The sequence below is a fragment of the Saccharothrix carnea genome (genome assembly GCF_003014735.1).
GTDB classification, from domain to species: Bacteria; Actinomycetota; Actinomycetes; order Mycobacteriales; family Pseudonocardiaceae; genus Actinosynnema; species Actinosynnema carneum.
In genome coordinates, this window is the sequence record NZ_PYAX01000008.1 from 138,447 (window position 1) to 155,449 (window position 17,003).

The 17,003-nt window shown below is 72.1% G+C and carries 12 protein-coding genes and 1 pseudogene; 11 read left to right on the top strand and 2 right to left on the bottom strand.

The window, feature by feature from the left end; translation table 11 throughout:
• The first annotated feature begins 15 nt into the window (after positions 1-15).
• On the top strand, positions 16-1,920 hold the full coding sequence (locus tag B0I31_RS24300; protein WP_181320318.1) for an intein-containing Rv2578c family radical SAM protein: 1,905 nt from the start codon (positions 16-18) through the stop codon (positions 1,918-1,920).
• A 420-nt stretch (positions 1,921-2,340) separates the two neighbouring features.
• Here B0I31_RS24300 and B0I31_RS24305 read toward each other — a convergent pair whose 3' ends face one another.
• Positions 2,341-3,735 carry an FAD-binding oxidoreductase gene (locus B0I31_RS24305; RefSeq protein WP_106617686.1) on the bottom strand — a complete coding sequence of 465 codons (1,395 nt, stop codon included), beginning with the start codon at positions 3,733-3,735 and terminating at the stop codon, positions 2,341-2,343.
• An 84-nt stretch (positions 3,736-3,819) separates the two neighbouring features.
• Between B0I31_RS24305 and B0I31_RS24310 the strand changes: the two genes are divergently transcribed.
• The 8 genes and pseudogenes from B0I31_RS24310 (at position 3,820) to B0I31_RS24345 (ending at position 13,000) form a co-directional block, all read left to right on the top strand.
• Positions 3,820-4,197 carry a hypothetical protein gene (locus B0I31_RS24310; protein WP_106617687.1) on the top strand — a complete coding sequence of 126 codons (378 nt, stop codon included), beginning with the start codon at positions 3,820-3,822 and terminating at the stop codon, positions 4,195-4,197.
• A gap of 96 nt (positions 4,198-4,293) precedes the next feature.
• Positions 4,294-4,893 carry a TetR/AcrR family transcriptional regulator gene (locus tag B0I31_RS24315; protein WP_106617688.1) on the top strand — a complete coding sequence of 200 codons (600 nt, stop codon included), beginning with the start codon at positions 4,294-4,296 and terminating at the stop codon, positions 4,891-4,893.
• Positions 4,890-5,639, top strand: a complete 750-nt coding sequence (locus B0I31_RS24320) for a TIGR03084 family metal-binding protein (RefSeq protein ID WP_106617689.1) — start codon at positions 4,890-4,892, stop codon at positions 5,637-5,639. The genes B0I31_RS24315 and B0I31_RS24320 overlap by 4 nt, the downstream gene beginning before the upstream one ends.
• Before the next feature lie 56 nt (positions 5,640-5,695).
• Positions 5,696-7,194: pseudogene (locus tag B0I31_RS24325) on the top strand (acyclic terpene utilization AtuA family protein).
• Entirely contained in the window at positions 7,191-8,345 is a 1,155-nt protein-coding gene (locus B0I31_RS24330) for an acyl-CoA dehydrogenase family protein (RefSeq protein ID WP_281262314.1), read from the top strand. The pseudogene B0I31_RS24325 and the gene B0I31_RS24330 overlap by 4 nt, the downstream one beginning before the upstream one ends.
• Positions 8,342-9,937, top strand: a complete 1,596-nt coding sequence (locus B0I31_RS24335; protein ID WP_106617690.1) for an acyl-CoA carboxylase subunit beta — start codon at positions 8,342-8,344, stop codon at positions 9,935-9,937. The genes B0I31_RS24330 and B0I31_RS24335 overlap by 4 nt, the downstream gene beginning before the upstream one ends.
• A gap of 7 nt (positions 9,938-9,944) precedes the next feature.
• Positions 9,945-11,810 carry an acetyl/propionyl/methylcrotonyl-CoA carboxylase subunit alpha gene (locus tag B0I31_RS24340; protein WP_106617691.1) on the top strand — a complete coding sequence of 622 codons (1,866 nt, stop codon included), beginning with the start codon at positions 9,945-9,947 and terminating at the stop codon, positions 11,808-11,810.
• A gap of 2 nt (positions 11,811-11,812) precedes the next feature.
• Positions 11,813-13,000: an acyl-CoA dehydrogenase family protein gene (locus tag B0I31_RS24345; protein WP_106617921.1), complete on the top strand. Its 1,188-nt coding sequence runs from the start codon at positions 11,813-11,815 to the stop codon at positions 12,998-13,000.
• A gap of 1 nt (position 13,001) precedes the next feature.
• Here B0I31_RS24345 and B0I31_RS24350 read toward each other — a convergent pair whose 3' ends face one another.
• The gene (locus B0I31_RS24350; protein ID WP_106617692.1) at positions 13,002-13,964 is read right to left on the bottom strand and encodes a hypothetical protein; all 963 of its coding nucleotides are present in this window, start codon (positions 13,962-13,964) and stop codon (positions 13,002-13,004) included.
• 753 nt (positions 13,965-14,717) lie between these two features.
• Between B0I31_RS24350 and B0I31_RS24355 the strand changes: the two genes are divergently transcribed.
• Both B0I31_RS24355 and B0I31_RS24360 read left to right on the top strand, forming a co-directional pair.
• Positions 14,718-15,836, top strand: a complete 1,119-nt coding sequence (locus B0I31_RS24355; protein ID WP_106617693.1) for a S8 family peptidase — start codon at positions 14,718-14,720, stop codon at positions 15,834-15,836.
• 35 nt (positions 15,837-15,871) lie between these two features.
• Positions 15,872-16,996, top strand: a complete 1,125-nt coding sequence (locus tag B0I31_RS24360; RefSeq protein WP_106617694.1) for a S8 family peptidase — start codon at positions 15,872-15,874, stop codon at positions 16,994-16,996.
• Positions 16,997-17,003: the final 7 nt, after the last annotated feature.

A 17,003-nucleotide genomic window follows, 5' to 3' on the forward strand; every position in this document is an offset into this window, starting at 1 on the left:
TGTTCGAATGTGGACATGCGATGGGACGGGCAGAAGGACGGGGCGGACCGACAGCAGGCTCTGCCGGGTTTGCCGGGGCTGGTGCGCAGCGTACGAACTCCCGACTTCGCCGACGTCGTGTTCCACGAGGTGAACGCCAAGTCCGTGCTGAACAAGGTGCCCGGTGGCGGGTTGCCGTTCGGTTGGACGGTCAACCCCTACCGGGGGTGCACGCACGGTTGCACGTATTGCCTGACGGGTGACACGCCCGTGTTGCTGGCCGATGGCCGCACCAAGCCGATCGCCGAGCTGGCCGTGGGCGAGGAGGTGTTCGGCACGTCCGAGGGCCGGTACGTGGTCACCCGCGTGCGGGCGCACTGGAAGACGTCCAAGCCCGCCTACCGGCTGACGTTGAGCGACGGCACGCAGGTGGTGGCGGGCGGTGACCACCGGTTCCTCACCGACGAGGGCTGGAAGCACGTCACGCCCGGCCGGTGCGACGACTTCGAGGAGCGGCCGTACCTGGTCAAGGGCGCGCAGCTGGTCGGGACGGGCCGGTTCGCCGCGCCGCCGGCGCGGGGCGCGGAGTACCGGACCGGCTACCTGTGGGGCTTGGTGCGCGGCGGGCTGCCCAGCCACCCGGACGTGCTGGCGCGCGTGCGCGAGTTCTCCGGCGGCCGGGTGCCGCGCGAGAACGAGCTGGTGGAATGGCCGACCACGCCGGGGGAGGAGTGGTCGAAGGGCTTCCTGGCCGGCCTGTTCGACGCGCGCGGCAGCTCGACCGGCGGCGAGCTGGTGATGTCCAGTTCGGACAGCGCGGTGTTCGAGGCGGCGGTGCTGGCGTTGACCCGGCTGCGCGTGTCGCACGTGGTCGAGGTGCGCGGGGTGCGGATCGTCGGCGGGCTGGCCGAGCGGCTGCGGTTCCTGCACCTGGTGTGCCCGGCGATACCGCGCGGCAACGCGGTGGAGGGCATGGCGGTGCCCGTGACGGCCGGGCTCGCGGTGGTGTCGGTGGAGTCGCTCGGCGTGACGCGGACGTTGTACGACATCACCACCGGCACCGGCGACTTCGTGGCCAACGGCCTGGTCAGCCACAACTGCTTCGCCCGCAACACGCACACCTACCTCGACCTGGACGCCGGGCGCGACTTCGACACCCAGGTGGTGGTGAAGGTCAACGCGGTGGACGTGCTGAAGGCCCAGCTGCGGTCCCGCCGTTGGCGGCGGGAGCACGTGGCGATGGGCACGAACACCGACCCGTACCAGCGGGCCGAGGGCCGGTACGCGCTGATGCCGGGCATCATCCGGGCACTGGCGGATTCCGGTACGCCGTTCTCGATCCTCACCAAGGGCACCGTGCTGTCGCGGGACATACCGTTGTTGGCGCAGGCAGCTTCGTCGGTGCCGGTGGGCATCGGGGTGTCGTTGGCACTGCTGGACCGCGAGCTGCAGTCGGGGCTGGAACCGGGCACGCCGAGCCCTCAGGCGAGGTTGGAGCTGGTGCGCCGGGTGCGTGACGCGGGGCTGCCGTGCGGTGTGTTCGTCGCGCCCGTGCTGCCGAAGCTGACCGACTCGGAGGAGCGGTTGGACGCCCTGCTGGCCTCGATCGCGGAGGCGGGCGCGACCGGGGTGACCGTCCTGCCGCTGCACCTGCGGCCGGGGGCACGGGAGTGGTTCGCCCGGTGGCTGGTGCGGGAGCGGCCGGACCTGGTCGACGACTACCGGCGGTTGTACGCGCGGGGGTCCTATGTGGATGCTCGGTACCGGCGGTGGTTGACGGCTCGGATCCAGCCGTTGTTGGGGCGGCACGGGTTGGACGTGCGGGGTAAGCGCGACGCGGTCGGCGTGCCTGGTGATGACGAGGGTTTGTGGCCGGAGGGCAGCCTGCCGGCCTCGACTCCGAACGCGCCGGTGGCCCAAGAGCAACTGACCCTCCTGTAGGCGGATGGGGGAGGGCTCGAAAAGCTTGAAAAGCCTAAAAGCGTCCTCGCCGGACGGGCAGATCAGCAGGATGACCCCAACTGCGCCTGGATGTCCTGTTGGGTTGGTGGTCCGGACTCCGTGTCCTCCCACCGACCTCCCTCCGGGTTACCACACGTGTCAAGGGCGGCGCGCGGTCCCAGTTGACGCCGCGGGCAGAGGTGGACGCGCCGCCCTTGACACGTGCGGTAAGGCTTCGCCAGGTCGGCGGGATGACACGAAGCCCTCCTTTGGGAAGAAGGACGTGCCAGTGGACGGCGCGGGGGTCGCCGGCGGGCGCGGGGTCGGGCGGCGCCGGGGCGGGTGCGGCTGCTGATCTGCACGTCCGGCGAGGACGCTTTTAATCTTTTGATCTTTCCAAGCTTTTGATCTCTCACGTCTTCAGGACACCGACTGGGGGAACCGGAGCACACGGTCCGGGTCGTAGCGGTGGGCGATGGCGCGCAGTCGGCGGAGGTTGTGGCGGTAGCCCGTCTCCGCCCAGTCCTCCTGTTCCGGATCGAGGTAGTTGATGTAAGTACCGGTGCCGATCAAGCCCGCCAACGCCGACTGCGCGTCGTCCACCTCCCGCGTCACGTGCTCAGCCGGCAGGTTGCCGACGGTGCCGAAGACCTCGACGGACGTCGGTGCGCCACGATGCGGGTAAGCGGTGTCGGTTGGGCTCAACCTGTCGATCGCGCCGCCGAGCGCGCCGATGATGAGCAGCGCGCTGTCCGTGCCGCGCACCGTGTCGGCCACCGCCGCCGGGTCGTCCCACCCGCTGTCCGCGATGCGTGACGACGCGCGGAAGGCGTTGCGGGGCGGGTGGCCCTGGGTCATGATCGCCGTCGCGGTCGGGTAGTCGACCTCGGCGTGCTCCAGCGGTCCGTCGACGCCCAGGTGGGCCAGTTCGCCGAGCAGGAGGGCGGCCGGGCCGATCGAGCAGCCGGTGAGGTCCACCGAACCGTCCGGCAGGACCACGCACGTGCTGGAGATCCCCTCGGGCACCGCGGTGCTCCACGGTTGCCAGGCGCCGAGCACGTCCGCCGCGGACCCGGCCGGGAACCGGATGCGGAACACGGTCAGCACCTCCGGCACTGGCGCGGTGGCGAACTCGAACGACGTGACGACGCCGAAGTTGCCGCCGCCTCCGCCGCGCAGTGCCCAGAACAGGTCGGGTTCGCGGTCTTCCGAGGCGGTCACCTCGCGGCTGTCGACGGTGACCACCCGGGCGGCACGCAGCCAGTCGCACGTCAGGCCGTACGCGCGGCCGACCCAGCCGAGTCCGCCGCCCAGGGTGAGGCCGGCGATGCCGACCGAGGGGCAGTTGCCCAGCGGCAGGCACCGGCCCGCGGCGGCGAGCGCCGCGTAGACGTCACCGAGCCGGGCACCCGCGCCGACCACGGCGGTGCCGTCCTGCCGCACCTCGACGCCGTCCAGCGGCGCGAGGTCGATCACCAGGCCGTCGTGCGGGGTGGAGTAGGCGGCGTAGCTGTGCCCGCCACCGCGGGGGGCCACCCGGAGGCCGGACCGGCGGGCCTCCTCCAGGCAGTGCCGGACGTCCTCGGCCCGCGTGCAGCGGGCGATCGCGGCCGGTCGGTGGTGGTCGAACAGCGAGTTGAACGGCAGTCGCGCGGTCTCGTACGCCGCGTCACCGGGAAGCAGCAGCTCACCGGCCAAGCGGGCACGCAGCCGCGCCCACCGCGCGGGCCGCGTCCCCGCGACCGCGCCACCAGCGGCCACCGCCGCACCCGCCCACCGCAACACGTTCCGCCGCGAGACCACCACGCGACCCATCCAACAAGGCGCTGAACCGCACCAGAACCGCTGTTCGGACGTGCGCGGCCCAACCACCGTACATCGTACGGTACACTGTACGGCATGACGTTCGTGCCGACCGGTGAAGACGTGGCAGGTGTGCTCGCGTGGTTCGAGCAGTGGGACGCCTTGGCTGTGGCCAAGGACGTCGAGGCGATGGCCGGGATGGCGTTGTTCCCGGTCAACGCGGTGACCGAAGGGTCGGCGCAGTCGTGGGACCGGGCCCGGTTCCTCAACGACATGGCGGCGACCCTGGGCGACGGTGACGTGCACATGGAGTCCGTCCGGACGCCGGTGTTCATCAACGCCGACCTGGTGTTCGTGGTGACCGACGCGACGATCACGGCCGGCGAGTTCACGCAGGCCGTCCGGTACGGCGACCTGCTGGTGAAGGTCGACGGCGAGTGGCTGTTCCAGACGATGGTCCAGGGCGGCTGGTAGCCGGTACGCGCCAACCGGCAACCTCCCGACTACCACTCCGCGCCAACTAACAATCAGTCTTGACTGTTTGTTAGTTGGCGCGGAACACTCGGTGCCATGTCCACCGACACCGGGCAGCGGGAAACCCGGCGCCAGGCCGACCGCAGCCGCGAGACCCGGCGCAAGCTCATGGAGGCCACCGTCGAGTGCCTGGTCGAGCGGGGCTGGGCGGGCACGACGACGACCGTGGTGGCCGAGCGCGCCGGTGTGTCGCGCGGCGCTCAGCTGCACCACTTCCGCACCCGCGGTGAACTGGTCGCCGCCGCGGTCGAGCACCTGGGCGCGGAGAGCGTCCTCGACCTGAAAGAGCGCGCACGGCAGGTCAACGGCAGCGTCGTCGCCGTGGTCGAGCTGATCGCCGACTTCTACGCCAGCGACCTGTTCACCGCCGCGCTCGAACTGTGGGTCGCCGCACGCACCGACCCCGACTTGAAGACCGTGGTGGTGCCCCTGGAGGTCCGCCTCGGCCGCGAGACGCACCGCCTGGCCGTCGAACTGCTGGGCGCCGACGAGACCGAGCCGGGCGTCCGCGAGACCGTGCAGCTCACTTTGGACCTGGTGCGCGGTCTGGCGCTGGCCAACCAGCTCACCGACGACGGCAAGCGGCGGAGCCGGATCATCCGGCACTGGGCGCGGATCCTGGAGGAGTCGCTGTGATCGACGAGATCCTGATCGACCTGCACATGGAGAGCGACGTGCTGGACGCACTCGTCGCCCCGCTGGACGACTGGTCGATCCCGACACCCGCGCCGGGCTGGACGATCGCCCACCAGATCAGCCACCTGAACTGGACCGACCGGATCGCCGCGCTCGCCGCGCGCGATCCGGGGGCGTTCGCCGAAGCGCTGAAGGGGGCCACGCCGGACATGGTGGACGAGGGCGCGCGCGAACCCGTCACCCTCGAGCAGTGGCGCGCGGGGCGCGAGGAGGTGGCCGATGCGCTGCGCGCCGTGCCCGAGGGCGCGAAGGTGCCGTGGTTCGGCCCGCCGATGAGCCCCGCCTCGATGGCCACCGCCCGGTTGATGGAGACCTGGGCGCACGGCCAGGACGTGGCCGACGCGCTCGGCGTGACCCGCGAGCCGACCGACCGGCTCAGGCACGTCGCGCACATCGCGGTCCGCGCGTTCGGCTGGTCGTTCCTGGTCAACGGGCTGCCGGTGCCGCACACCCCGGTCCGCGTCGAACTCCTCGGCCCGGACGGGGACCTGTGGACCTGGGGCCCACCCGACGCCGAGGACCGGATCACCGGTCCGGCGCTGGACTTCTGCCTGCTGGCCACCCAGCGCAGGCACCGCGACGACCTCGCCGTGACGGCCGCCGGCACCAACGCCACCGCGTGGCTGCCCATCGCGCAGGCGTTCGCGGGTCCGCCCGGTCCCGGTCGGGAGAAGGGCGCGCCGTGATCCGCATCGGCAACGCCTCCGGCTTCTACGGCGACCGGTTCTCCGCGGTCCGCGAGATGTTGACCGGCGGCGACCTCGACGTGCTCACCGGCGACTACCTGGCCGAGCTGACCATGCTCATCCTGGGCCGCGACCGGGCGAAGGACGCGAGCCTCGGCTACGCCCGCACGTTCCTGCGCCAGCTGGAGGAGAACCTGGCCGACGCGCTGGCCCGCGGCGTGAAGATCGTGTCCAACGCGGGCGGGCTGAACCCGGAAGGGCTGGCCGAGGCGGTCGACCGGCTCGGGCTCGGCGCGGAAGTCGCCTACGTGACCGGTGACGACGTGCGCGACCGGTTCCCGGACGCGTTGACCGCCAACGCCTACCTCGGCGCGTGGGGCATCGCGGAGTGCCTGGGCGCCGGCGCGGACGTCGTGGTCACCGGCCGCGTCACGGACGCGTCGCTCGTCGTCGGACCGGCCGCCGCGCACTTCGGCTGGCGCCGGGACGACTTCGACGCGCTGGCGGGCGCGACGGTCGCCGGTCACGTGCTGGAGTGCGGCACCCAGGCCACCGGCGGCAACTACTCGTTCTTCACGTCGATCGACGCGACCAGGCCCGGTTTCCCCATCGCGGAGGTCGAGGCGGACGGCTCGTCGGTCATCACCAAGCACGACGGCACGGGCGGCGCGGTCACCGTCGACACCGTCACCGCGCAACTGCTCTACGAGATCGGCCCGCCCGCCTACCTCGGGCCGGACGTGGTCAGCCACTTCGACACCATCCGGCTCGACCCGCACGAACGGGGTGTGCGGATCTCCGGGGTGAAGGGCTCGCCGCCGCCGGACACGCTCAAGGTGTGCCTCAACGAGCTGGGCGGCTTCCGCAACTCGACGACGTTCGTGCTGACCGGGCTGGACGTCGGGGCGAAGGCGGACCTGGTCCACCGCCAGCTGGAGTCGGCGGTCGGCGCCGAGGGCCTGACGTGGACCCTGGCCCGGACCGACCACCCCGACGCGGACACCGAGGAGACGGCCAGCGCGCTGCTCCACGTGACGATCAAAACCTCGGACCCCAAGCGCGCCAAGGCGTTCTCGCGGGCCGGTGTCGAGCTGGCGTTGGCGTCCTACCCGGGTTTCCACGTCACCGCGCCGCCCGGCGACGGCACGCCGTACGGGGTCTACCGGGCCGCGTACGTGCCGCGTTCGTCGGTGCCGCACCGGGCCGTGCTGCCGGACGGGAAGGTGGTCGAGGTATGAGGGTTCCACTCGGAACGATCGCCGGCGCGCGCTCCGGCGACAAGGGCGGTGACGCCAACCTCGGCGTGTGGGTGCGGACGGACGCGCAGTACGAGTGGCTGCGCGCGGAGCTGACCGTGGCACGCCTGAAAGAGCTGCTGCCGGAGGCCGGCGAGGTCGACCGGTACGAGCTGCCGAACCTCAAGGCGCTGAACTTCGTGCTGCACGGCCTGCTCGGTGAAGGCGTCTCCTCCTCCACCCGCTTCGACCCGCAGGCCAAGGCGCTGGGCGAGTGGCTGCGCTCCCGGCACGTCGAGATCCCGGAGGAGCTGCGGTGACCGCCACGTCGGAGCTGTTCGAGACACCTGAGCGCGGTGACCTGCGGGCGATGGTGCGCAAGTTCACCGAGCAGGAGGTCGTGCCGCACCTGTCCGACTGGGAACGCGCCGGTGAGCTGCCCCGATCGCTGCACCGCAAGGCGGCGGAGGTCGGGTTGCTGGGCCTCGGGTTCGCGGAGGACGTCGGTGGCGCGGGCGACCTGCTCGACACGATCGTGGCCACCGAGGAGCTGATCCAGGCCGGCGGGTCGTCCGGGCTGGTCGCCGGGCTGCTCACGCACGGCATCGCGCTGCCGCACATCGTGGACGCCGGTGGCCCCGACCTGGTCGACCGGTTCGTGCGGCCGACGCTGGCGGGTGAGCTGATCGGGTCGCTCGCGATCACCGAACCGGGTGGTGGTTCGGATGTGGCGGCGCTGCGCACCACGGCCCGTCGTGACGGTGACTCGTACGTGGTGAACGGGACCAAGACGTTCATCACTTCGGGTAGTCGTGCGGATTTCGTGACGACGGCCGTGCGGACCGGTGGTCCCGGCTACCAGGGCGTGAGCCTGTTGGTGGTCGAGAAGGGCACGCCCGGGTTCACCGTGGACCGGCGGCTGGAGAAGATGGGTTGGCACTGCTCCGACACCGCCGAGTTGTCCTTCGTGGATGCCCGGGTGCCCGCGGCGAACCTGGTGGGGCCGGAGAACGCCGGGTTCGCGCTGATCATGCGGCAGTTCCAGGTGGAGCGGATCTCGCTGGCGGTGCAGGCTTACGCGACCGCTCAGCGCTGCCTCGACCTCACGCTGGCGTACGTGCGTCAGCGCGAGACGTTCGGCAAGCCGCTCATCGCGCGCCAGGTGGTCCGCCACCGGCTCGTGGAGATGGCGCAGCGCATCGACCTCGCCCGCACGTACACGCGCGAGGTGGCGGTGAAGGTGCTGGCCGGCGAGGAAGTCGTGGCGCAGGTGTGCTTCGCGAAGAACGCGGCCGTGGAGGCGTGTTCGTTCGTCGTGGACGCGGCGGTCCAGCTGCACGGCGGCGCTGGTTATCTCCGCGTTACGGAGGTCGAGCGACACTACAGAGACGCGCGGATCCTCGGCATCGGGGGCGGTGCGACCGAGGTGATGACGGAGCTGGCGGCACGGCGATTGGGGTACACGGCATGACAGCGTTGCGCACGGCGGTGGACAGCCGGTCGCCCGAGTACGCGCGGAACCGGGAGGCGTTGCTGGCCAGGCTCGCGGAGCTGGACGCCGAGCAGGCCAAGGCGCTCGCGGGCGGTGGGCCGAAGTACACCGAGCGGCACCACAAGCGCGGCAAGTTGCTGGCCCGGGAGCGGATCGAGCTGCTGGTCGACCCCGACAGCCCGTTCCTGGAGCTGTCGCCGCTGGCCGCGTGGGGCACCGACTACCCCGTGGGCGCGAGCGTGGTGACCGGGATCGGGGTGGTCGAGGGCGTCGAGTGCGTGATCGTGGCCAACGACCCGACCGTGCGCGGCGGTGCGAGCAACCCGTGGACGTTGCGCAAGACGTTCCGGGCCAACGACATCGCGCTGCAGAACCGGTTGCCGCTGATCGGGCTGGTCGAGTCCGGCGGGGCGGACCTGCCGAGCCAGAGCGAGATCTTCATCCCGGGCGGGCGGGCGTTCCGCGACCTGACCAGGCTGTCGGCGGCGGGCATCCCGACGATCAGCACGGTGTTCGGCAACGCGACGGCCGGTGGTGCGTACGTGCCGGGCATGTCGGACTACGTGGTGATGATCAAGGAGCGCTCGAAGGTGTTCCTCGGCGGGCCGCCGCTGGTGAAGATGGCCACCGGCGAGGAGTCCGACGACGAGTCGCTCGGCGGCGCGCGGATGCACGGCACCACGTCCGGGCTGGCCGATTTCGTGGCCGAGGACGAGGTGGACGCGATCCGGCTGACCCGGCGCGTGGTGGCCCGGCTGAACCGGCGCAAGCTCGGTCCCGCGCCGAAGGCCGTCGAACCGCCGCTGCACGACGAGGAGGAGTTGCTCGGGCTCGTGCCGACCGACCTGCGCGTGCCGTTCGACCCGCGCGAGGTGATCGCCCGGATCGTGGACGGGTCGCGGTTCGACGAGTTCAAGCCCGACTACGGCGGCAGCCTGGTCACCGGGTGGGCCGACCTGCACGGCTACCCGATCGGGGTGCTGGCCAACGCGCGCGGCGTGCTGTTCAGCGAGGAGGCGCAGAAGGCCACGCAGTTCATCCAGCTGGCCAATTCCAGCGACACCCCGTTGCTGTTCCTGCAGAACACGACCGGGTACATGGTCGGCGCCCAGTACGAGCAGGGCGGGATCATCAAGCACGGCGCGATGATGATCAACGCGGTGTCGAACAGCCGGGTGCCCCACCTGACGGTGGTGATGGGCGCGTCGTACGGCGCGGGCAACTACGGCATGTGCGGCCGGGCGTACGACCCGAGGTTCCTGTTCACCTGGCCCAACGCCAAGTCGGCCGTGATGGGCCCGAAGCAGCTGGCGGGTGTGCTGTCGATCGTGGCGCGGCAGGCCGCCGCCGCGAAGGGGCAGGACTACGACGAGGAGCACGACGCGGCCATGCGCGAGATGGTGGAGGGCCAGATCGAGCAGCAGTCGCCGGCCGCCTTCCTGTCCGGCCGGCTCTACGACGACGGGGTGATCGACCCGCGCGACACCCGCACCGTGCTGGGCCTGTGCCTGTCGGCGATCCACAGCGGACCGATCGAGGGCGCCGAGGGCTACGGCGTCTTCCGGATGTGAGGGCGCGATGATCCGCAAGCTGCTGATCGCCAACCGGGGCGAGATCGCCCGCCGGGTGATCAGGACGTGCCGCGAGGTCGGCGTGTCGCCGGTGGCCGTGTTCTCCGACCCCGACGCGGGCTCGCCGCACGTGCGGGAGGCCGACGCGGCGGTCCGGCTGCCCGGGGCCACGCCGGGGGAGACGTACCTGCGCGGTGACGCGTTGGTGGCCGCGGCGCTGGCGGCCGGCGCGGACGCCGTGCACCCCGGTTACGGGTTCCTGTCCGAGAACGCGTCCTTCGCGCGTGCCGTGCTCGACGCGGGCCTGACGTGGGTCGGACCGGACCCCGAGGTCGTCGAGGCGATGGGCTCGAAGGTCGCGGCCAAGAAGAGGATGGCCGCCGCCGGGGTGCCCGTGCTGCCGGAGCTCGACCCGGAGTCCGCCGACGAGTTCCCGCTGCTGGTCAAGGCGTCCGCCGGTGGCGGTGGGCGCGGCATGCGGGTGGTGCGGTCGGCGTCGGAGCTGGCCGGGCAGGTGGCCGCCGCCCGCCGGGAGGCCGAGTCGGCGTTCGGCGACGGCACGGTGTTCTGCGAGCCGCTGCTGGAGCACGCGCGGCACGTCGAGGTGCAGGTGCTGGCCGACGCGCACGGCACGGTGTGGGCGTTGGGCGAGCGGGAGTGCTCCATCCAGCGCCGGCACCAGAAGATCATCGAGGAGACGCCGAGCCCCGCCGTGACGCCGCGGGCCCGCGAGCGCCTCTTCGAGGCCGCCACCAAGGCCGCCGAAGCCATCGGGTACGTCGGCGCGGGCACGGTGGAGTTCCTGTTCACCGACGACGGCTCGTTCCACTTCCTGGAGGTCAACACCCGGCTGCAGGTGGAGCACCCGGTCACCGAGGAGGTGTTCGGCGTCGACCTGGTGGCCTGGCAGCTGGCCATCGCCGAGGGCGCCCGCCTCCCGGCCGAGCCGCCGACCCCGGACGGCCACGCCGTCGAGGCCCGCCTGTACGCCGAGGACCCGGCGCGCGACTGGCGGCCCGCCAGCGGCACCCTGCACCGGTTCGCCGTGCCCGCCGGCGTGCGGGTGGACAGCGGCGTGGAGGACGGCAGCGAGGTCGGCGTGCACTACGACCCCATGCTGGCCAAGGTGATCGCGTGGGCGCCCACCCGGCACGCCGCGATCCGCAAGTTGGCCGCCGCCCTGGAGCACGCCGAGCTGCACGGCCTGGTCACCAACCGCGACCTGCTGGTCCGCACGCTGCGGCACCCGGAGTTCGGCGCGGGCAACACCCACACCGGCTTCCTCGACCAGCACGGCCTCACCACGCCGGAACCGGTCGACGTGCGGCCCGCCGCGCTGGCCGCCGCCCTCGCGCTGGCCGAACGGCGGCGCACCGGCCTGCCGCTGGGCTGGCGCAACCTCGCCTCCCAGCCGCAGCGAGCCGTGTTCGAGCACGGGGACGACACGGTCGAGGTCGATTACCGGCACACCCGCGCGGGCGTGGAGACGAGCCTGGACCTGGTGGTCGTCGCCGCCGCGCCGGACGCGGTCACGTTCGAGCGGAACGGGGTGCGCACGACCCACCCGGTCGCGGTGTACGGCGACCGGGTCGAGGTGGGCGCGGTGTCGCTGAGGCTGCGGCCCCGGTTCCCCGAGCCGGGGGCCGCGGTCGCCGAGGGCGCCACCGTCGCGCCGATGCCCGGCACGGTGGTGCGGGTCGCGGTCGAGCCGGGGCAACGGGTCGAGGCGGGCGCGGAACTGCTCGTGCTGGAAGCGATGAAGATGGAGCACCGCGTGCTGGCCACCACCGGCGGCGCGGTCGCGGAAGTGCTCGTGCGGGCGGGTCAACAGGTCGACGCGGGCGACGTGCTCGCGGTTGTGGAGGCGTCGTGACGATCAACTTCACCGAGAGCGAAGAGCGGCGGGCGTTGCGCCGGGCCGTCGCCGACCTCGCCGGCAAGTACGGCCAGGAGTACTTCACCGCCAAGGCGAAGGCGGGGGAGAAGACCGACGAGCTGTGGGCCGAGGCGGGCAGGCTCGGCTACCTCGGCGTGGCCGTGCCCGAGGAGTACGGCGGCGGTGGGGGCGGGATCGGCGACCTGGCCGCCGTGTGCGAGGAGTTGGCCAGGGCGGGCTGCCCGCTGCTGCTGACCGTCGTCTCGCCCGCCATCTGCGCCACGGTCATCGCCCGCTTCGGCACGGCCGAGCAGAAGCGGCGGTGGCTTCCCGGGTTCGCGGACGGCACCACCAAGATGGCCTTCGCCATCACCGAGTCGGACGCGGGCTCCAACTCGCACCAGCTGTCCACCTCCCTCCGCCGCGACGGCGACGAGTGGGTCCTGGGCGGCGGCAAGACGTTCATCTCCGGCGTGGACGAGGTCGAGGCGGTCATGGTGGTGGCCCGGCACGTCGCCCCGGGTGCGGGTGCCCCGCAGGACGCCGGCTCGGGTCGTCGGTTGCTCCTCCCCTCGTTGGTGATCGTGCCGACGAACGCGCCCGGCTTCACCTACCGGCACATCCCGATGGAGGTGCTGTCGCCGGAGAAGCAGTTCACCTGCTTCTTCGACGACGTGCGCCTGCCGTCCGACGCGCTGGTCGGCTCCGAGGACGCGGGGTTGGCCCAGCTGTTCGCCGGGCTCAACCCGGAGCGGATCATGGCGGCGTCCTTCGCCACCGGCATGGCCCGCCGCGCACTCGACCAGGCGAGCGAGTACGCCCGCACGAGGACCGTCTGGGACACGCCGATCGGCGCGCACCAGGGCATCGCGCACCCGTTGGCGCAGTGCGCGATCCAGGTCGAGCTGGCAAGGCTGATGACCCAGAAAGCCGCGGCTCTCTACGACGCTGGGGAGGACCGGGCTGCTGGTGAGGCGGCCAACATGGCCAAGTACGCGGCGGGGGAGGCGGTGGCGGGGGCGGTGGACCAGGCCATCCAGGTCCACGGCGGCAACGGGCTGTCGTCCGAGTACGGACTGGGCGCCATGCTGGCCGCGTCCCGGTTGTCCCGCATCGCCCCGGTCAGCCGGGAAATGATCCTGAACTTCGTGGCGCAGCACACGTTGAAGTTGCCGCGCTCCTATTGAGTCAGGCCCATTCCCAGCGCAAGCCGACCACGCCGGGCCCGAAGTCGAGCGCGACCGCGTACGCGTAGCCCCAGGTGTCCACCGGGGTCTCGCGGACGTCGGTTGGTTCTCCACCGGTCAAACCGGTCGTGAATTGTTCACAACGCGCGGGTCGGCACCGCGAGTCGTACCGGACCTCCAGGACGTACTCGCGAACGGGGTGGCGGAAGCGCCGCGAGTGCGTGTTGTCGAACGTCGGGTGGTGCGGCGCCACGTGGATCAGCTCGTACTCGACGGCGGTCCGCTCACCCCGGCGCAGCGGGCGGTCGAGCAGCAGTTCGGCGACCATCAGACCGTTGCGCGGGTCGGCGGAAACCCGCCCCAGTCTGCACGAGCGCAGCGTGCCGATCACCGGCAGCGGATCGCCGGGCAGCCGGGTGTCGTAGCCCAGCAGCACGCGGTCCACGCCCGAGCGCTCGGCCCGCAGCACCTGTCGCGAGCGCACCCGGCGGGTGCTGCCGTCCATCGCGAGCTCGACCTGGTCGCGCAGGCTGAGCCGGGTGAGGTCCTGGTCGGTGCTGGTGTCGACGTCGGCGAGCAGTTCCGCGATGGTCGCGTAGTCGTTCTCGCCGACCCACCCCTCGGGGCCGGACACCCGCGACCGCGGTCGGGCCTTGCCGCGTGGCCGCGGCGGTCCGAGCAGCGAGCTCAACCCGCCCGCGCCGACGTCCAGGATCTCCTCCAGGTGGCTGACGGCGGTCAGCGAGTCCGGTCGTTCCGGTCGCCTGCGACCGGACTGCCAGTAGCTCAGCGCGGCGATGCTCACCGCCACGCCCCGCGCCCGCAGCTTGTGCTGGATGCGTTCGAGGCTGAGCCCTTTCGCGCGGATCGCCGCACGCAAAGCGTCCGCGAAGGGGTCCGCCCCCGCGTCGATCCGTCGGGGATCGCGCGTCCGCGATTCCGGTCCGACGACTGGCGTAGGCATCTTCGCTCCGTTCTCCCAAGGACAAGGCGAGCGACGTTATCGTGCGAAATCGCCGGGGCGGTACAGCCGATCGGGTTTCCCGTGGTGAATTTAACCAATCGGAGGGCAAAATCCGGTCCGGCGCGAAACGTTTGAATTCTCATTAACAGCAGTGCTGTGAAGAGCCCGGTACCGGCGATCGCCGCACCGCGCTCGGTCGTCTGGTCGCTTCCCGGTACGCGGACCAGCCCATAGCCTCGGGTGGTGGGGTGATGCACGGCACACCCCGGGTGGTCGCGGACTTCGACCCCTGTCGCAATCCGGTCCGGGCGGCTGTTCGACGGGAAGGGCGGAACCCCTATGCCGAAGCTCACGTTGACCACCGGGGCATTACCGGCCGCACCGGTGTTCTCGCTGGTGGCGGACCTCGCCGCGGTCGTCGGGGGTGTCATCCGCCCCGGCCGTGGCGCCGGGCGCCGGTGCGACGGTTACATAGTCACCCCGAAGAACTTCTCCGTGTTGGCCGCGGACGCGTTCGACTCTCGATTCGACAGGGCCCTTCGCCGTATTTTCTCCACAGCGTTGAATCGCTTCTCAATCACGTTGTCCGCGTCCGCTTCACGCCTCTCCGCCGTAGTGCGGTCACGGCGCCGGCGGGTGGTTACCCGAACCGACTCCACGCCCGTGCACCCTCCGGTCGGGCGCGGTTGGGCACACTGGCAGCCCCGCGCGTGATCCGCGCCGGGGAACCCTTACCCCGCAAAGGAAAGCCGTATGCGCAAGCTCTTACCGGGCCTCGCCGTGGCCGCGCTGACCGCCACCCTGGTCGCCACGCCCGCCCACGCCGAGGGCACCGTCCGGCACGCGGGCTCACCCACCGCCGTGCCCGGCAGCTACATCGTCAAGCTCAAGGACCCGGCCGCGGCCGTGGAGGGCGCGCTCGCCGGGCGGGTGACCCGCACGTTCACCGCGTTCGGCGGCTTCGCCGCGTCGCTCACCCCGCGGCAGGCACGACGGCTCGCCGCCCACCCGGCGGTGGCGTACGTCGAGCAGGACCAGGTCGTGCACGCGGACTCGACGCAGCCCGACGCGCCGTGGGGCCTGGACCGGATCGACCAGCCGGCCCTGCCGCTGGACACCACCTACAGCTACACGTCCACCGGCGCGGGCGTCACCGCCTACGTGATCGACACCGGCCTCCGCACCACGCACGTCGAGTTCGGCGGTCGGGCCGAGCACGGCTACGACGTCGTGGACGACGACTCCGTCGCCCAGGACGACAACGGGCACGGCACGCACGTCGCGGGCCTCATCGCCGGCAGCACGTACGGCGTGGCCAAGGGCGTGCGCGTGGTCGGCGTGCGGGTGCTCAACGCCCAGGGCAGCGGCACGACCGCCGGTGTCATCCGGGGCCTGGACTGGGTGCGCCTGAACGCCCGGCGCCCCGCCGTGGCGAACCTCAGCCTCGGCGGTGGCGCGTCGACCGCGCTGGACGACGCGGTGCGCCGGTTGATCGCCTCGGGCGTCACGGTGTCGGTCAGCGCGGGCAGCGGCAGCGGCGGCGTGGCGAACACCTCGCCCGCCCGGGTCGCCGAGGCGATCACCTCGGGCGCCGCCACCCGGACCGACACCAGGGCGCCGTTCTCGAACTACGGCCCGGGCGTGGACCTGTACGCGCCGGGCGTCGGCATCACGTCGGCGTGGCACACCGGCGACCGGGCCACCAACACCCTCAGCGGCACGTCGATGGCGACCGGGCTCGTCAGCGGCGTCGCCGTCCGGTTCCTCCAACTCGACCCCACCGCCACCCCCGCCCTGGTGCAGACCGAACTCACCAGGCCGGGTCCGGTGCCGTGGGGCGGCCGGCTCCTGCACTGGTCGCCCACCCGGTAGAAGTCCCGTTCCCCTTCCCTGCAAAGGATCACGCCATGCGCACACTGCTGTCCGGCCTGGGCGTCGCCGCCCTGGCCGCCGTCACCCTCACCGCACCGGCGCACGCCGAGGGCGCGGTGCTCCACGCGGGCTCGGCCACCGCCGTGCCCGGCAGCTACATCGTCAAGCTCAAGGACGTCGCCGCGACCGACGCGGTCACCGCCCGGCTCGACGGCCACGTCACCCGCTCGTTCCCGGCGCTGCACGGCTTCGCCGCGTCGCTCACCCCGCGGCAGGCACGACGGCTCGCCGCCGACCCGGCGGTGGAGTACGTCGAGCAGGACCAGGTCGTGCGGGCGCACACCACCCAGCTCAACGCGCCGTTCGGCCTCGACCGGATCGACCAGCGCGGTGCGACGGGCGACGGCCGGTACAGCTACACCTCGACCGGGCTGCGCACCCGCGCCTACGTGATCGACACGGGCGTGCGGACCACGCACACCGAGATCGCCGGCCGCACGTGCGCGGGCTACGACGCGGTCGACAACGACACCGTGCCGCAGGACGACAACGGGCACGGCACGGCCATCGCGTCCCTCATCGCCGGCCGCGTGAACGGCGTCGCGAAGCAGGCGCTGGTGTGCGGTGTGCGGGTGCTCAACGGCGCCGGCAGCGGCACGACCGCCGGCGTGATCGCGGGGATCGACTGGGTGGCGCGCAACCACGTCAAGCCGGCCTCGGCCAACCTCAGCCTGGGCGGTGGCGCGTCGACCGCGATGGACGACGCGGTGCGGCGGCTGATCGCGGCGGGCGTCACGGCGTCGGTCACCGCGGGCGGCAGCAACGCCAACGCGGGCAACTACTCACCGGCCCGCGTCACGGAGGCCCTCACGTCCGGCGCGTCCACCAGGACCGACACCCGGGCCACGTTCTCCAACTACGGCCCGGTGGTCGACGTCTACGCGTACGGCATGAACATCACCGTCGCGTGGCACACCGGCGACACCGCCACCAACACGCTCAGCGGCACGTCGCTGGCCACCGCGTACGTCACCGGCGTGACGCTGCGGTTCCTCGAGTTCAACCCCGGTGCCACGCCCGCGCAGGTGCACTCGGCGGTCGTCTCCGAGGCCACGCCGCTGTCCTGGGGCCGGCTGCTGTACTGGTCGCCGACCCGCTGACCGGCGG